Here is a 14,961-nt window from a genome sequence, read left to right as displayed (position 1 = left end):
ACAAGCGCTCGTTCATAGTGCGCAACACCCGCCAAATGGACAGCTACGATGCAAGAAACGAAAGGACCGCAATGCAGATCACCCGCTCGGCACTCGCCCAGATGATTGACCACACGTTGCTGAAGACGGATGCCACGCGCGCCCAGGTGGCCGCGCTGGTGGCCGAGGCACGAGAGTTGGGCACGTACTCGGTGTGCGTCTCCCCGTCGATGCTTCCCATCGACGTCGAACTGGGCGACGTGCTGGTCGCCACGGTCTGCGGCTTCCCGTCCGGCAACCACACCCCGGCGGCGAAGGCTGCGGAGGCCGCCGAGTCGGCCCGCCTCGGCGCCCACGAGGTGGACATGGTGATCAACATCGGCCTCCTCAAGGAGGGCCGTGCGGACCTGGTCGAGGCCGAGATCCGCGCCGTGCGCGAGGCCGCCCCGGACGTGCTGTTGAAGGTCATCATCGAGTCGGCCGCCCTGACTGACGACGAGATCGTCGCGGCCTGCCGGGCCGCCGAGGCCGCCGGCGCCGACTACGTCAAGACCTCCACCGGCTTCCACCCCAGCGGCGGCGCATCGGTGCACGCGGTGTCGCTGATGGCGCAGACCGTCGGCGACCGCCTGGGCGTGAAGGCCAGCGGCGGGATCCGCGACTACGCCACCGCCAACGCGATGGCCGAAGCGGGCGCCACGCGCCTGGGCCTCAGCGGCAGCGCCTCGGTTCTCGCGGGCGCTGAAGGCGTTGAATCGGGTGAGGCGCCGGAGGCCGACGTCGACTCCGACGACGACTACTGATTGTTGGGGTGTCCCCCGCCGAGGCGGGGGACACCCGATCAGTCCAGCGGGCGGGCCTGGATCCCGCGCGCCGAGAGCCATTCCAGTTCGCGACGGATGAGGGGTTCCAGTTCCTCGTAGGGCAGGGCGTCGGCGCCATGCCAGGCACGCTCGGCGTAGGGCAGCAGCCGCGGGAACACATGGTACCAGAGCAGTTCCCGGCTCGTGACGAACTCACACCAGATCGATGCCTGGACGCCCACCAGCCTGTCGTTGTCCGGGATGGGCGCCTCCAAGACCATTCTGGGCGTGATGGTGGGCCACATGCCGCACGGTTCGGTCTCCGGCTCCCCCTGGAGGCGGTTGAAGTACAGGTAGTCGGCGTCGCAGTAGAGCCACGGGTTCTGGGTGCCCAGCGCGTTGGCCACGCCCACGCCCTCCTGCCAGGCTAGGAGCAGTTCGTCTCCCTCGATGGGCGTGCGGGCGAGTTCGTCCCAGCCGGCGATGGTGCGGCCGCGCTCGGCGAGCACATCCTTGGCGAACCTGGTGAACTCCCCCTGGATGGCAGCGGCCCCGGAGACGCCCCTCGACGCGGAGTCGGCCATGAGAGCCGCGTCGCCCTCCCAGAGCTCGTAGCGGCACTCGTCGCCGCCGATGTGCACGATGGAGAAGGGGAACAGTTCGGTCACCCGGGTCAGCGCGGCACGGAGGAAGCCGTAGGACTCGGGGGTGGGCCACAACAGGTCGTTGCGGGTCCATTCCGGGCGGGGCAACGCCGCGAGGGCGGGGTTACCAAGGTGCGGATACGCCTCGATCACGGCGGCCATGTGCCCCGGGAGGTCCACCTCCGGCAGCACGTCGATGCCCAGCTCCCCGGCGCGGGCCACGACGCGGCGGATCTCGTCGTCGGAGTAGGAACCGCCCCAGGGCCGGTCCTTGTACTCCTCGTGCAGCGCCTCACGCTTGGCGGGGAGCGCGTTGTCGTAGTTGTCGAACGAGGTGCGTGGGAGCTGGGCAGAGATGTCGAGGAGTCGCTCGTAGCCCGGCACGGCGAAACGCCACCCCTGGTCGTCGGTGAGGTGCCAGCTCAGCCGGTTGAGCCGGTAGCGCGCCATCAGCTCCAGGATCTCGAGCACATCCTCGACCGGCCAGAACGTGCGGGCCGAATCCAGGTGGAACCCTCGCCAGCCGTATGCCGGGCTCTCCTCGCGGCCTGGCGATGGAATGGCGGACCGGCTGGAGCTAAGCTCGCTCATAGTGTTCTCCCCGAGAAGATTAGTGTTAACTTACGTGACGTTCTGGTGCGACGATACCAGGAGGCCACCCCCGGAAAGTGAAGGCTCCCGTGATCACCACCCCACGCGACACCGTCGTCGCGCTCCTGTTGCGCGACGGAGCCACACACCGAGCGGACCTGGCGCGCGTGATGGGCGTGTCACGCACCACCGTGACCAACGTGGTGGCACCGCTCGTCGCGAAGGGCATCCTCTCGGCCGGGGACGACTCCGCCGAGACGGGAACCGGCACGCCGAAGAAGCAGCGCCTGGCCATCTCCCAGCGGTGCGGACTGCTGGTGTCGATCGTCTCGCGGCGGACCACCCTCACCGTTGGCATCGCGGCGCTCGACGGCCGCCTCCTGGGATCCGAGGTCCAGCATGGAGGCGCGCTCGACAGCGGATCCATGCGCCTCCAGTCGGCCATCGAGATGGTGCGGCGGCTGCAGGTCGACCTGGGCCTCGGCGAGGTCCCCATCCTGCTGAGCCATGTCGCCGTCAACTCGCAGACGGACAGCACCACCGGCGAGATCCTCGGCGGCCGCGCCTCCGCGGCCTGGGTGGACGTCAATCCCAAGACCATGGTGGAGGCTGCGCTGGGTTCCCCCGTGAAGGTCGAGAACTCCTCCCGACTACTCGCTTTCGTCGAGCACCTGGCCCACCCGGAGGCACGCAACCTCATCTATGCCCACCTGACGGGCGGCGTCGCGATGGGCCAGATCATCAACGGCGAGATCGCGGCGGGCAGCCACGGCGGCGCCGGTGAACTCGGCCACCTCAGCATCGACCACAACGGGCGCCCGTGCGAGTGCGGCAACCGCGGCTGCCTCGGGAGGTACGTGGGCTCTGAGTTCCTCGAGGAGGAGTTCGCCGCCATTCTGGGGCCGGGCGCGAGTATCACCGACGGGATCGCCGCAGCCCGGCGCGGCGACTACGCCGCGCAACGGATCATCGACCAGACGGGCACGCTCATGGGCGAGGCGCTCGCGTCGGTGTGCAACCTGCTGGACCCGGACCTCATCGTCCTGGGCGGCCCGGTGGCCGGCGCCGGCGACCTGTACGCCGAACCGGTGCGCGAGGCCATCAAGCGACGTGCGCTCCCCCTGATCACCCGGACGCTGCGCGTCACCTGCGCCTCCGCCACGTCGAACCCCGAGACCGTCGTCGCCGCGGCCTTCGAGTTGCTGAAGCGGGACCACAGGGGCTTCGACCGCATCGTCGACACGATCCTGGGAATGTCACATTGATTGACATGAACCGAGCGATGTGTCTACCCTCGTGTAACGGAAATGGACATCTTCGTCCATCGTCATGAGCGGGGTTCCCCGAGAATCGAGAGACAATGTCGTCGAACTTCACCAGAAGAGGCTTCCTGACCGCATCCGTCGCCGGCGCGGCCGTGTTGGGGCTCACCGCGTGCGGGAGCACCACGGGGACCGGCGCCACGCCGACCGGCAACGCCAGCGAGATCACCGGCAAGACCGTGCGTGTGTGGTTCATGGAGGGCTCGATCAGCGAGGGCGCCCAGAAGTACCTCAAGGAGACCTTCGAGAGCGAGTACCCCGGCAACACCATGAGCGTGGAGATCCAGCCGTGGGACGGGATCGTGAGCAAGATCCAGACCTCTCTCGCGTCGAAGTCCGAGTCGCCCGACCTGGTGGAGACGGGCAACACGCAGTCGGCGGCCTTCTCCAGCGTCGGGGCCTTCGCCGACGTCAGCGACCTCTACGACAGCCTGGGCGGCGACAAGCTCATCCCCAGCTTCGTGGACGCCGGCCTGTGGGAGGGGAAGAACTACTCGTACCCGCTGTACGCCGGCGCACGTGGCCTCTACTACCGCAAGGACCTCTTCGAGAAGGCCGACATCGCGGTCCCGACCACCCTGGACGAGTTCCATGACGCCGTCATCAAGCTCGACGGCGCCAATCCCGACGGGGTGCCTGGCTTCTCCGGCATGTATCTGGCCGCTGTCGATATCCACGGTGCAGAATCGGTCTGGTTCGCCGGCGGCGGCCACTGGGCCGCCCAGGAGGGCGACAAGTGGGTGGGCAAGCTGACCGCGCCGGAGTCGATCGAGGCGATGGAGCGCGTCTCCAGCCTGTTCAAGAACGGTTCCGCCTACGCGCTGGATTCCCAGGCCTCCCAGAAGGAGTTCTGGAAGTACTTCAACGAGGAGAAGGTCGGCGTGCTGGTGGGCACCGGGAACGTCACCGGCAACATCGACCAGCGTTTCTGGGACGAGGGGAAGGTCGGCGTCATGCCCCTACCGGGTAACGCCCCCGGCGAGGTCGGCGCCACTTTCGCCGGCGGGTCCAACATCTCCATGTCGCAGAACTCCCCCAACCCGGAGCTGGCCAGGGCCGCGCTGGGCGTGATCTTCTCCGAGGGCTTCCAGAAGCTCATCGCGGCGGACGGCTGGGTGCCCGGCAACACTGCGTTCGGCGACGAGGTGCCCGGTGAGTTCGGCAAGATCTCGGCTGAGGTCGTTGAGAACTCCCGCCTGACGCCGAACACCCCCTCGTGGGCCGTCGCCGCGGGCGACAACCTCGTACGCGACTACTTCACCGCCATCGCGCAGGGCGGCGACGTCACTGCCGTGTCCGAGGAGTACAACGCCAAGTTCGAAGAAGCCCTGAACTCCTGATCCCCCTCACCTCCGACGGGGCTCCAGCCCTCCCCAGGGCTGGAGCCCCACCCACAAGGACTCATATGACGGTCAATGGCAGGACGGGTCGCCGATCGCGCCTGAGCCACCAGTTCGCCCCGTGGCTGCTCCTGGCACCGGCCGCGGCCTTCATCCTGATTGTGCTCGGCTACCCGATGCTCAAGCAGTTCACCATGTCGTTCCAGGAGTTCGGGCTGGCGCAGCAGTTCGGCCAGCCCGCCGAGTGGGTCGGGCTGGCCAACTACCTCTCCATCCTGAAGGATCCGTACTTCTGGGCGGTCCTGGCCAAGTCCATCGGGTTCGCCGCCTGGACGGCTGGACTGACGATGGGCATGGCGATGCTGATCGCCCTGCTGATGCGCGCCGCGTCTCCCCTCATGCGCACCGTCATGAACATCGTGCTCATCGTCGTGTGGGCCATGCCGGTGCTGGCCAGCCTCACGGTGTGGCAGTGGCTCGTCGACCCCAACTTCGGCCTCCTCAACTTCCTGCTCAGTTCGCTGGGGTTCGGGCAGTTCGAGGGATTCTCGTGGCTGGCGTCCAGCTTCTGGACCTTCTACCTCGTCGCGTCGGCGGTCATCATCTGGGCGTCGGTGCCCCTGGCCTCCATCACCATCTACTCGGCGCTGACCCAGGTGGACGAGGCTGTCGTCGAAGCGGCCCAGATCGACGGCGCGGGCTACCTCAAGCGGCTGCGCCACGTGGTGCTGCCGACCATCGCGAACGTCGTCGCCCTCATCGGGATCCTCCAGATCATCTGGGACCTCAAGGTCTTCACCCAGATCTATGTCCTGCAGCAGTCCGGCGGCATCTCCACGGAGACGAACCTGCTGGGCACTTACGTCTACCAGGTGGGCGTGGCCCGAGGCGACTACGGGACCGCCTCCGCCATCGCGACGGTGATCCTGCTGGTCACCGTGCTCATCACGCTCCAGTACCTCCGGATGCTCTTCAAGAAGGGTGGCAACGCCAATGTCTAGGACCAGGAGCAGGAACCGGAGGCGCGCCGGCCAGCGCTGGGCGGGTCTCGGGCTGGGGTTGATCGCCCTGATCTGGGCGTTGCCCGTGTACTGGATGGTCAACTCCTCCTTCATGGACCGGTCAGACCTTCTCTCGACGCCCCCCAACCTGCTGCCGCCCAACCCGACGCTGGAGAATTACTCCGGTGTGCTCAGCGACCCGAGCTTCTGGTCGGCGCTGCGGATGTCGCTGTTCACGGCATTGATCACCGTTACGTTCACCACCGCCGCCTCCCTCCTCGCGGCACTCGCCCTCTCCAGGTTCGGCTTCCGTGGCCGGCGGAGCCTCATCGTCGCCATCCTGGTGATCCAGATGATCCCCGCGGAGGCACTGTTCCTCTCGCAGTACCGGATGCTCGACGGCTGGAGCCTGCTCAACTCGGTGTCCGGTCTCTCCCTGCTGTACATCGGCGGCGTGCTGCCCTTCGTCATCTGGATGATGCGGGGCTTCATCGACGGGGTGCCGCAGGAACTGGAACAGGCCGCGATGGTGGACGGCTGCTCCCGCATCGGGGCGTTCATGCGCATCACGCTGCCGCTGCTCCTGCCAGGCCTCATCTCCACCGGCGTGTTCGCGTTCCTCCACGCCTGGAACGAATACACCCTGGCCCTCATCGTGCTGTCCCGGGACACCGCGGTGACGCTGCCGATCTGGCTCCAGTCGTTCCAGCAGGGTCTGCGCGGCTCGGACTGGGGCGGAGTGATGGCCGGCTCCACCCTCATCGCGGTGCCGGTGATGATCCTGTTCGCCGTCGTCCAGAACCGGATGGGTCAGGGCCTCGTCTCCGGCGCTGTGAAGGGCTGAACCCCACGGCGCGTGGCCCCGCCCAGCGCTCAGTCGTCGGAGAACTGCGTGTAGTACAACGTGGCGTAATGGCCGCGGGACTCAAGCAGCTCAGCGTGCGTGCCCCGCTCCACGATCCGGCCGGACTCGACCACCAGGATCTGGTCTGCATGCCGCACGGTGGAGAGACGGTGCGCGATCACGATCGACGTGCGACCCTCCCGCGCGTTGTCCAGCGCCTGCTGCACCAGGTGCTCGGATTCGGAATCCAGGTGCGCCGTCGCCTCGTCCAGCACCAGGATGGGCGGGGCCTTCAACAGCAGCCGGGCGATCGCGAAGCGCTGCCGCTCGCCGCCGCTCAACCGGTAGCCACGCTCGCCCACCACGGTGTCCATCCCGTCGGGCAGCCGCCGCACCAACCCCGCGATCTGGGCGGCCTCCAGCGCCGCCCACAGCTCGTCTTCGGTGGCCGACGGCTTGGCGTAGCGCAGGTTCGCGCCCACGGTGTCGTGGAAGAGGTGGGCGTCCTGCGTCACGTAGCCGATCTCGTCCTGCAGCGACGACAACGCCAGCTCGCGCACATCCGTGCCGCCGATCTCCACGCTGCCCGAGTCCACGTCGTAGAGCCGCGCCAGCAGGTGCGTGATGGTCGTCTTCCCCGCGCCCGACGGGCCGACCAGCGCGACCGTCTGCCCCGGCGACACCTCGAACGTCACGCCCCGCAGCACCGGCTCGTTGGCCGACTCCCCCACGGCCATGGCGGGCTCGAGCGACTCCAACGACACCTGGTGCGCGTCCGGGTAGGTGAACCACACGTCACGGAAGGCGACACTCGGCGGCCCGGTCAACTGCTTCGCGTCCGGCGCGTCGACGATCAGCGGCTTCAGGTCCAGCACCTCGAACACCCGCTCGAAGCTGACCAGCGCCGTCATCACATCCACCCGCAGCGAACTCAACTGGATCAGCGGCCCGTACAGCCTGGCCAGCAGGGCCACCAGCGCAGTGAGGGTACCGACGGTGAGCTGACCCTCCACCGCGGCGTAGCCGCCGAAGCCGTAGAACAGCGCCGTGGCCAACGCCCCGACGAAGGTCATCGCGGTCATGAACACCCGCGAGGTCATGGCGATCTTCACCCCGCCGTCGGCCACCGCCCTGGCCTGCGAGGCGAACGTGGCGTTCTCCGTGGCGTGGTCGCCGAACAGCTTCACCAGCAGCGCCCCGGAGACGGAGAACCGCTCGGTCATGGTGGCCGACATCTCCGCCTGGTGCTGCATCCGGTCACGGGAGAGGTCCGCCAACCGCCTGCCCACCAACTGGGCGGGCACCATGAAGATGGGCAGCAGCACCAGCGCGCCCAGCGTCAGCGGCCACGACAGCGCCAGCATGGAGCCCAGCACCAGCAGCAGCGTGACGCCGTTGGACACCAGCGACGACAGCGTGGAGGTGAACGCCTGCTGCGCGCCGTTGACATCCGAGTGGAGCCGCGAGACCAGCTTGCCGGTGTGGGAGCGGCTGAAGAACGCGATGGGCATGCGCAGCACGTGGTCGAAGATCTGGGTGCGCATCGAATAGATGAGCCCCTCGCCGATGCGCGCCGAGCACCACCGCTCGACGATCGACAGCGCCGCGGAACCGATGGCCATGCCCGCCACCGCCAGCGACAGCACGACGATGAGCCGGACGTTGCCCGCCAGCACGCCGTCGTCGATGATCCGCTGGAACAGCAGCAGCGGCACCACCGACAGCGCGCTCCCGAGCGTGACGCTGGCCAGGAAGAGCAGGATCAGGCCCTTGAAGGGTCCGCCGTAGGCGATGACGCGGCGCGCGGTGCCGCGGTCAAGTTTGTGGTCACGGATCTCGGATCCAGTGGCGAGCCGGCCGAGGACCCGGCCCCCGCCCATCCCCCTGCCGACGCTCATGGGCGGATCAGACCTGGCTTCGGTGGAAGTTGAGGTGCGAGCGCGACGGCGTGGGCCCGCGCTGCCCCTGGTAGCGGGAGCCGTACTTCTCAGAGCCGTACGCGTGCTCTGCCGGGGAGCTGAGTTGGAAGAAGCAGAACTGGCCGATCTTCATGCCCGGCCACAGCTTGATGGGCAGCGTGGCCATGTTCGAGAGCTCGAGGGTGACGTGGCCCGAGAAGCCCGGGTCGATGAAGCCCGCCGTCGAATGCGTCACCAGACCCAGCCGGCCCAGCGACGACTTGCCCTCCAGCCTGGCAGCCAACGCCTGGCCGAGCGTGATGCGCTCGTACGTGGACGCCAGAGCGAACTCGCCCGGGTGCAGCACGAACGGTTCGCCGTCCGCCACCTCGATCAGGCGCGTGAGTTCGGGTTGCTCCACCGACGGATCGATCGACGGGTAGCGATGGTTCTCGAACACGCGGAACAGCTTGTCCAGGCGCACGTCGACGGACGCGGGTTGCACCATGGCGGGATCCCAGGGGTCCAGCAGGATGTTCCCGGCGTGCACTTCGGCCAGGATGTCGCGGTCGCTCAGCAGCATGTGGTCGATCCTAACGCCGCGGCGACCGGCCCAGAGGCGTGCTCACACGATGACGGGGCGGCGCAGGACGGTGAACCAACGGTTGCCGTAGCTGACCTGCTGCCCCTCCCTGACCCGCACCTGGGTGCCGGACGGGCAGGGTTCCAGCTCGCCGCCCTGCGTGACGAGGGCCGTGCCGTTGGTGGAGCCGCGGTCCACGACGTACACGCCGCGGGGGTCCGTCCCGATCTGCACGTGGGTGCGCGAGATCATCCGGCCGTCGCCCGACGCGGGCACCAGGTGCACCTCCGGGTCCTCCGGGCCCTTCTGCGGGTTACGGCCCAGCAGCACCGTGACGGTGAGTTCCACCTCGCGGCCGTCGTCGAGGCGGAGATACCAGCCCTCGCCGCCGCCGCGACTGGCCGTGGACGGCAGGTTGGCGATGCGGGTGCCTTCGTTGTCCTCCACCTCGCCGAAGTCTCGGCGGCGCACCTTCATCGACGGTTCGATCACCGACGTCGGGGTGGGCAGCGGGATCCAGGCGCGGGGAGGTTTGGGCGACTCAGCGGGCGTCGGCTCCGGCAGCACCGGCTTGGGCGGCTGCGGGGCCTGCCACGGCGACGGGGCGGGGGTCTTGGCGGCCGGCGGCCGCCACTGTGCCGATGCCTGGAAGGGCGCCTGCTGCGGCGCAGGCTCGACGGGCTCGGACTGGACGCCGGGCAACCAGTCCGGCGCTGACAGCTGGGTGCGGGGCTGCGCGGGGACGCCTCCGTGCGGCGCTCCCTGCGGAGCGCCCTGCTGGGCCCCGCGCGGCGCGAAGGAATCCCAGTTGGGTGTGGCGGTGGTGCCGGGCTGAGGGCTGAACGAGCTCGACAGGTGGGGCGGCAACCCGACGGTGCTGGCCTGGGCCGTCTTCCGCGGCGCAGCGCCCCCGGAACGGGCCTCGGCCTCCCTGGGCTGCACCACGACGGCGGACACGGCCATGTCGTGCCACCCCTGGCGACGCTCGTGGATCACGAGGAAGATCAGCAGCGCGATGCCGCCGATGACGGTGCCCATCACCGCGGAGAACACGACGTGGCGCAGGAACACGCGCCACCACCCGATGGGTTCGCCGTCCTTCAGCGACACCAGCCGGAGGCCCATGGCCTGCGCGCCGAGCCCGGCGCCGCGGACGGCATAGGCCCACCACTGGTACAGGGCGAAGGCCAGGGACAGCACGCCGGCGCCGATGACGATGACCAGGGCCACCGTCGGTTCGCTGGCGGACCGCCCGGCGAACGCGCCCAGGGCGCCGATGGCGAGGAACGGCAGCGCGTCGATCACTGCGGCGAGGAATCGCTTCCCCAGCCCAGCGACCACGGCACCGCGTGGGATCAGCCGACTCACCTAGCTCCTCCTAGACCAGATACATGCAGAGGATACCGGTAGGGGTGCCAGCCGGCACGGCGGCCGGTGGGGTGAGATGGGCATCCCCGCATCACTTGATCCTCCGGAACGATTTGGTCGACAGGTAGCTGGCCAGCCAACGCGCCCAACTGACGGAGCGCCGCATGCCGCGGTTGATGGCGGCGGACGACCGCCAGTACTCGCGGGCGGTGGTCTCGCTGGGCTCGCCCGGGGCGAACACCAACCAGTCGGCCTCCTTCGCCAGCGCGATGGGATCCGCCACCGTGCCCACCTTGGGGAAGTCCCCGACGAGGGCCTCGGCCTGCTCGGACCGGGTGGCCGAGATGGACGGCGAGCGGCCCACGTCGCGGGCGCGGTCCACCAACTCCGCCCAGGCGCCGGCGATCCGGTTGGCCAGGACGGGGTCGTTGCGCCGACGGGAGCGACGGCGCAGCTTCAGCCCGATGACCAGCGCCAACGGCGCCACGATGGTCAGCAGCGGGATGGCGGTGAGCGCCGCGATGGCGCCGATCTGCGCCCAGTCGATGCGGCTCTCCGGCTCCGGGGCCTCGCCCGGTTCGATGGGCAGCAACTCGTCCGGGGGCGGCACCTCCGGCCGCTGCGGCGGCGGGGGCGGGTTCTCGATGAAGGGAAGCTGCTCAGGCGGCGTGCGCTCGTCGTCCTCGGGCGGCTCGCGGTCCTCGGGCGGCGTGGGATTGAACACCACCCATCCCAGGCCCTCGAGGTAGACCTCCGTCCAGGCGCCCACGTGGCCGCCGGAGATCGCGCTGCCCGTGTCCACCTGGTAGCCGTAGATGACTCGCGCCGGGATGCCCAGCTCCCGCGACATCAGCGCCATCGCGACGGCGTACTGCTCGTGGTCGCCGACCATCAACTCCGGGTCCGCGAGGAGATCGATCAGGCGCCGCTCGGAGTGGCCGGACAGCGAGGCGACCTCGTCGGCCTGGCCGTGGCTGAAGTAGCCGTTGCTCAGCCGCTCCTCCAGGGTCAGCGCGAGCTGGCCGGCCGTGCCGCCGTCGCGGGCCCAGGCGCGGGCCGCGGCGATCAGCTCGTCCGGAACACCGTTGGTCTCCGGCAGGTCGAACCGGCCGGCACGCGCCTTGGCGATCTCCTCGTCCGGGGGACGGGGCGCGACCCGGGCGCCGAGCTCGTAGGTGTCGCCCTCCCGCAGCCCGGCCACGTTCAGGCCGGTGCCGGAGCTCCGGTTGTAGAAGAAGTTCTCCCCCAGCTCGACGCGGCGCGGCCCCTGGAACGCCACCTGCGTGCTGCGCCCCACCGTCGGGGTCCAGACGCCGTCGTATCCGCGCACCGTGACGCGCACGGAGAGGTCGTCGCCCTCGGTGTCGTCGGCGATCCACTGGCCCACGCGGGTGAAGGTGGTGGCCTGCACCGCGGTGTCGTCGAGGGTGGAGACCCGGTAGCTGATGCCGTCGTACTTGTCGAGGGTGGCGATGCGCACGATGTCGTCCGGGCGCGCCCCCAGCACGTCGAACAGCACCTCCGCACGGTGCTGAGTGATGTTGGCGCGGAACCCCTGAAGGGGGGAGGCGAACTGTTCCAGGTCGATGGGCGGCTCCATCGCGGTGCGCAGGGTCTCGCGCGCCGGGGTGGGCGAGATGAACGGCACGGCGGCCAGCGCCACCGCGAAGGCGGCCACCAGCACGCCGGCGCCGAGCAGCGCGCGCAACGGCTTGAGCCGGTTCGCGCTGCCCGCGAGCTGGCCGCGCACCACGGCGCGGCGGTGGCTCGTCCACACGAGCACCACGACGAACAGCAGGCCGCCCACCACCAGGGGGCGGTAGGCCACCTGCGAGCCGACGACGACGCCGATCAGGTAGCCCAGCACCGGCGGGAGCCAGGCCATCGCCGGCCGACGCGAGCGCAGCGAGATGACCATTGCCAGCAGGCCGGCAGTCAGGCCCACCAGCCCGGGCACGGTCAGCAGGTTGTAGGTCTCGCCGATGGGCGGGTCGAGTGTCAGCATGTCGCGCCACGCCGTCACTGGCCCCACGAGCAGGCCGAACAGCGTGCGCGGGGTGGGGACGACGAAGCCGATCGTCGACGACGGCATGGTGAGCAGGCCGCCGAAGAGGAACCACGCCCCGGCGGCGGCCAGGGCGGTGACGCCCGAGGACCAGTGCTGCAGGGCCGACACGACGGCCAGGCCGATGCCCACGGCCCCGAAGCCGAGGACCGCCACGAACAGCCAGCCGGTGCCGTACACCGGGTAGAAGGCCAGCGCCACCAGGGCCAGCAGCACGAGGATCGCGGTGGCGTCGACGGCGGCCCAGCGCCAACGTCGGGACAGCTCGTACGGGGTGGCGTCGTGCGCCGGCAGGGCCCGGCGGGCGGTGGCGCTCACTGCATGGCCTTCCGCATGGCGCGGGGCAGCTCGTCGAGGGTGCCCACCTGCAGCACGGTCACGTTGCTCGCGGAACGGGCCCTCAACTCCGCGCCGTCGGCCACGCGGATGCCGACGACGCGGGTGTCGACGTCGAACCGGGCGCAGGAGCGGCGCAGGTCAGCCAGGGTCGCCGTCGAGCCGGTGATGCAGACCGCCACGGACGCCGACGCCTCGCGCCGAATGGTGGTGTGCACCAGGTCCGCGATGCCGCCGCGGGTGCTCTGCCCCACGAGCGACAACTCGTCCAGCGTCCTGGTGGGCGTGACGCTCATCAGGGTCTCGTGCGTGGTCAGCACCGCCAGCGGCGACTCGGAGTACAGCGTCTGCAGCGCCACCGAGGCGGCGCAGGACACGGCGAGTTCAAACTCGGCGTCGTCGAGGTAGGCGCCGCGGCCGGTGTCGAGCGCGACGACGACGCGCGACATGCGCGACTCCTCGAACTGCCGCACCATCAACTCGCCCGCCCGGGCGGTGGAGCGCCAGTGGACGTGGCGCCGGTCGTCGCCGGCGACATAGGGGCGCAGCGCGTGGAAGTTCATGTCGGCCGACGAGATGTGGGAGCTGGCGTGGCCCTCGAGGTCGTGGACGAAGCCGGCCTGCCGGCCGGGCAGCCGCACGGTGCGGGGGTGGACGTAGAGCTCGAGGGCCTCCGTCCAGGTGGTGGAGCGGCCGGCAAGCGCGAAGGGGTCGCCCTGCACCGTCTGGGCCGGGCCGACCGTGACAAGACCGCGCTTGTCCGTGGGGATGCGAAACGTGTTGTGCGACACGGCCCCGGAGACCAGCGACGGGAGCGAGAAGCTCGTCGACACGGGCCCGACGGGCAGGTCCAGCCGCGAACCCCAGTGGCGGCGGGGTGCGGCGTTACGCACCAGCAACTCCCCCTGGGCCGGGTCACCCACGACGACGGCGCGGCCGGCCAGCCGCAGCCCGACCTCGAGGGTGGGCCGGCCGATGGTGAACAGCAGGCACAGCCCGACGGTGACCACCGCCAGCACTCCCGCGACGGTGTACTCCAGCCACCCGAAACCCAGGCCGAGCGCCAACGCCAGGGCGCCGGCGGCCAGCGCCATCCAGCCGCTGGTGCGCAGGCCGGTGACGCGGCGGAGCCGGTCATAGAACCGGCGCAGGCCGTCGAACGTGGGTGGGTCGACAACTTCGGGAGCTTCCCACCGCGCGGGAGTTGCGGTCATCAGGCGGACTGACGCTCCGTCGGAGGCTCCACAGAACCGACCACCTCGGCCATGACGTCGACCGCCTGGACCCCGTTGAACTCGGCCTCCGGGTCGAGGATGAGACGGTGCGCGAGGCACGGGATGGCGAGCATCTTCACGTCGTCCGGCACCACGAAGTGCCGCCCCAGCGACGCGGCCCACACGCGGGTGGAGCGCACCAGCGCCAGGGCGCCACGGACGGAGACGCCCAGCCGCACGTCGTCGACGTGGCGGGTGGCCTCCGTGAGGCGGGTGATGTAGTCGAAGATCGACGACTCGATGTGCACGGACGCGGCCAGTTGGCTCATCTCCGCCACTTGGGAGGTGGAGAGCACCGACGGCAGCGCCGTCGAGCGCGGGCGGCTGCCGCCGGTGGCGAGGATCCGCATGGTGGCGTCGTGGTCCGGGTAGCCGAGCGCCGTCTTCATGAGGAAACGGTCGAGCTGCGCCTCCGGCAGGCGGTAGGTGCCGGCCTGCTCGATGGGGTTCTGGGTGGCGATCACCATGAAGGGCTGGCCGACGTTGTAGGACTGGCCGTCCACGGTGACCCGCGACTCCTCCATCACCTCCAGCAGCGCCGACTGGGTCTTGGGGGAGGCGCGGTTGATCTCGTCGGCCAAGACGATGGAGGCGAAGATGGGGCCCTGGTGGAACTCGAAGTCGCCGGACTTCTGGTCGAAGATCGTCACACCCGTGACGTCCGAGGGCAGCAGGTCCGGCGTGAACTGGATGCGGCTGTTGGTGCCCTGCACGGACTGGGCGATGGCGCGCGCGAGCGTGGTCTTCCCGGTGCCCGGGTAGTCCTCGAGCAGGAGGTGCCCTTCCGCGAGCATGCAGGTGACGGCCAGCCGGACGGCCTCCGTCTTGCCCATGATGACGCGTTCGATGTTGGCGACGATGTTGGCGAAGTTCTCGCCGAACCACCGGGCTTGTTCGGGATTCACTGGCTCTG

12 protein-coding genes are annotated in these 14,961 nt (G+C 69.6%); 5 read left to right on the top strand and 7 right to left on the bottom strand.

Annotated elements, in window-relative coordinates:
* Nucleotides 1-71 precede the first annotated feature (71 nt).
* Nucleotides 72-782: a deoxyribose-phosphate aldolase gene (gene deoC, locus ACZK4S_RS10855; RefSeq protein WP_076063085.1), complete on the top strand. Its 711-nt coding sequence runs from the start codon at nt 72-74 to the stop codon at nt 780-782.
* Between the two features lie 38 nt (nt 783-820).
* On the opposite strand, the gene ACZK4S_RS10850 is transcribed toward deoC, so the two are convergent.
* Entirely contained in the window at nt 821-2,017 is a 1,197-nt protein-coding gene (locus ACZK4S_RS10850; protein WP_463644258.1) for a family 20 glycosylhydrolase, read from the bottom strand.
* Nucleotides 2,018-2,106: 89 nt separating this feature from the next.
* Here ACZK4S_RS10850 and ACZK4S_RS10845 point away from each other — a divergent pair, with 89 nt between their 5' ends.
* The 4 genes from ACZK4S_RS10845 to ACZK4S_RS10830 all read left to right on the top strand — a co-directional run bounded on the left by ACZK4S_RS10845 (nt 2,107) and on the right by ACZK4S_RS10830 (nt 6,524).
* The gene (locus tag ACZK4S_RS10845) at nt 2,107-3,282 is read left to right on the top strand and encodes an ROK family protein (protein ID WP_463644257.1); all 1,176 of its coding nucleotides are present in this window, start codon (nt 2,107-2,109) and stop codon (nt 3,280-3,282) included.
* A gap of 95 nt (nt 3,283-3,377) precedes the next feature.
* On the top strand, nt 3,378-4,679 hold the full coding sequence (locus ACZK4S_RS10840) for an extracellular solute-binding protein (protein WP_463644256.1): 1,302 nt from the start codon (nt 3,378-3,380) through the stop codon (nt 4,677-4,679).
* A 65-nt stretch (nt 4,680-4,744) separates the two neighbouring features.
* A complete protein-coding gene (locus ACZK4S_RS10835; protein ID WP_083665627.1) occupies nt 4,745-5,680 on the top strand; it encodes a carbohydrate ABC transporter permease in 936 nt (311 codons plus the stop codon).
* Complete coding sequence (locus ACZK4S_RS10830; RefSeq protein ID WP_076063080.1) at nt 5,673-6,524, top strand: carbohydrate ABC transporter permease; 852 nt, start codon at nt 5,673-5,675, stop codon at nt 6,522-6,524. The genes ACZK4S_RS10835 and ACZK4S_RS10830 overlap by 8 nt, the downstream gene beginning before the upstream one ends.
* A gap of 29 nt (nt 6,525-6,553) precedes the next feature.
* On the opposite strand, the gene ACZK4S_RS10825 is transcribed toward ACZK4S_RS10830, so the two are convergent.
* The 6 genes from ACZK4S_RS10825 to ACZK4S_RS10800 form a co-directional block, all read right to left on the bottom strand.
* The gene (locus ACZK4S_RS10825) at nt 6,554-8,422 is read right to left on the bottom strand and encodes an ABC transporter ATP-binding protein (protein ID WP_463644255.1); all 1,869 of its coding nucleotides are present in this window, start codon (nt 8,420-8,422) and stop codon (nt 6,554-6,556) included.
* A gap of 7 nt (nt 8,423-8,429) precedes the next feature.
* A complete protein-coding gene (gene dcd, locus ACZK4S_RS10820; RefSeq protein WP_076063075.1) occupies nt 8,430-9,005 on the bottom strand; it encodes a dCTP deaminase in 576 nt (191 codons plus the stop codon).
* Nucleotides 9,006-9,047: 42 nt separating this feature from the next.
* Complete coding sequence (locus ACZK4S_RS10815) at nt 9,048-10,373, bottom strand: RDD family protein (protein ID WP_083665626.1); 1,326 nt, start codon at nt 10,371-10,373, stop codon at nt 9,048-9,050.
* A gap of 91 nt (nt 10,374-10,464) precedes the next feature.
* The gene (locus ACZK4S_RS10810; RefSeq protein WP_463644254.1) at nt 10,465-12,756 is read right to left on the bottom strand and encodes a transglutaminase-like domain-containing protein; all 2,292 of its coding nucleotides are present in this window, start codon (nt 12,754-12,756) and stop codon (nt 10,465-10,467) included.
* Nucleotides 12,753-13,988, bottom strand: a complete 1,236-nt coding sequence (locus ACZK4S_RS10805) for a DUF58 domain-containing protein (protein WP_083665625.1) — start codon at nt 13,986-13,988, stop codon at nt 12,753-12,755. The genes ACZK4S_RS10810 and ACZK4S_RS10805 overlap by 4 nt, the downstream gene beginning before the upstream one ends.
* Nucleotides 13,988-14,953, bottom strand: a complete 966-nt coding sequence (locus ACZK4S_RS10800; RefSeq protein ID WP_076063068.1) for an AAA family ATPase — start codon at nt 14,951-14,953, stop codon at nt 13,988-13,990. The genes ACZK4S_RS10805 and ACZK4S_RS10800 overlap by 1 nt, the downstream gene beginning before the upstream one ends.
* Between the last annotated feature and the right edge of the window lie 8 nt (nt 14,954-14,961).

The organism is Tessaracoccus zhenghani, assembly GCF_055326325.1.
This window is presented reverse-complemented; position numbering and strand designations above follow the sequence as displayed.

Coding starts and splice junctions, on each gene's coding strand:
- deoC (WP_076063085.1), top strand. CDS start 72: ATGCAGATCACCCGCTCGGCACTCGCCCAGATGATTGACCACACGTTG.
- ACZK4S_RS10850 (WP_463644258.1), bottom strand. CDS start 2,017: ATGAGCGAGCTTAGCTCCAGCCGGTCCGCCATTCCATCGCCAGGCCGC.
- ACZK4S_RS10840 (WP_463644256.1), top strand. CDS start 3,378: ATGTCGTCGAACTTCACCAGAAGAGGCTTCCTGACCGCATCCGTCGCC.
- ACZK4S_RS10835 (WP_083665627.1), top strand. CDS start 4,745: ATGACGGTCAATGGCAGGACGGGTCGCCGATCGCGCCTGAGCCACCAG.
- ACZK4S_RS10830 (WP_076063080.1), top strand. CDS start 5,673: ATGTCTAGGACCAGGAGCAGGAACCGGAGGCGCGCCGGCCAGCGCTGG.
- ACZK4S_RS10825 (WP_463644255.1), bottom strand. CDS start 8,422: ATGAGCGTCGGCAGGGGGATGGGCGGGGGCCGGGTCCTCGGCCGGCTC.
- dcd (WP_076063075.1), bottom strand. CDS start 9,005: ATGCTGCTGAGCGACCGCGACATCCTGGCCGAAGTGCACGCCGGGAAC.
- ACZK4S_RS10805 (WP_083665625.1), bottom strand. CDS start 13,988: ATGACCGCAACTCCCGCGCGGTGGGAAGCTCCCGAAGTTGTCGACCCA.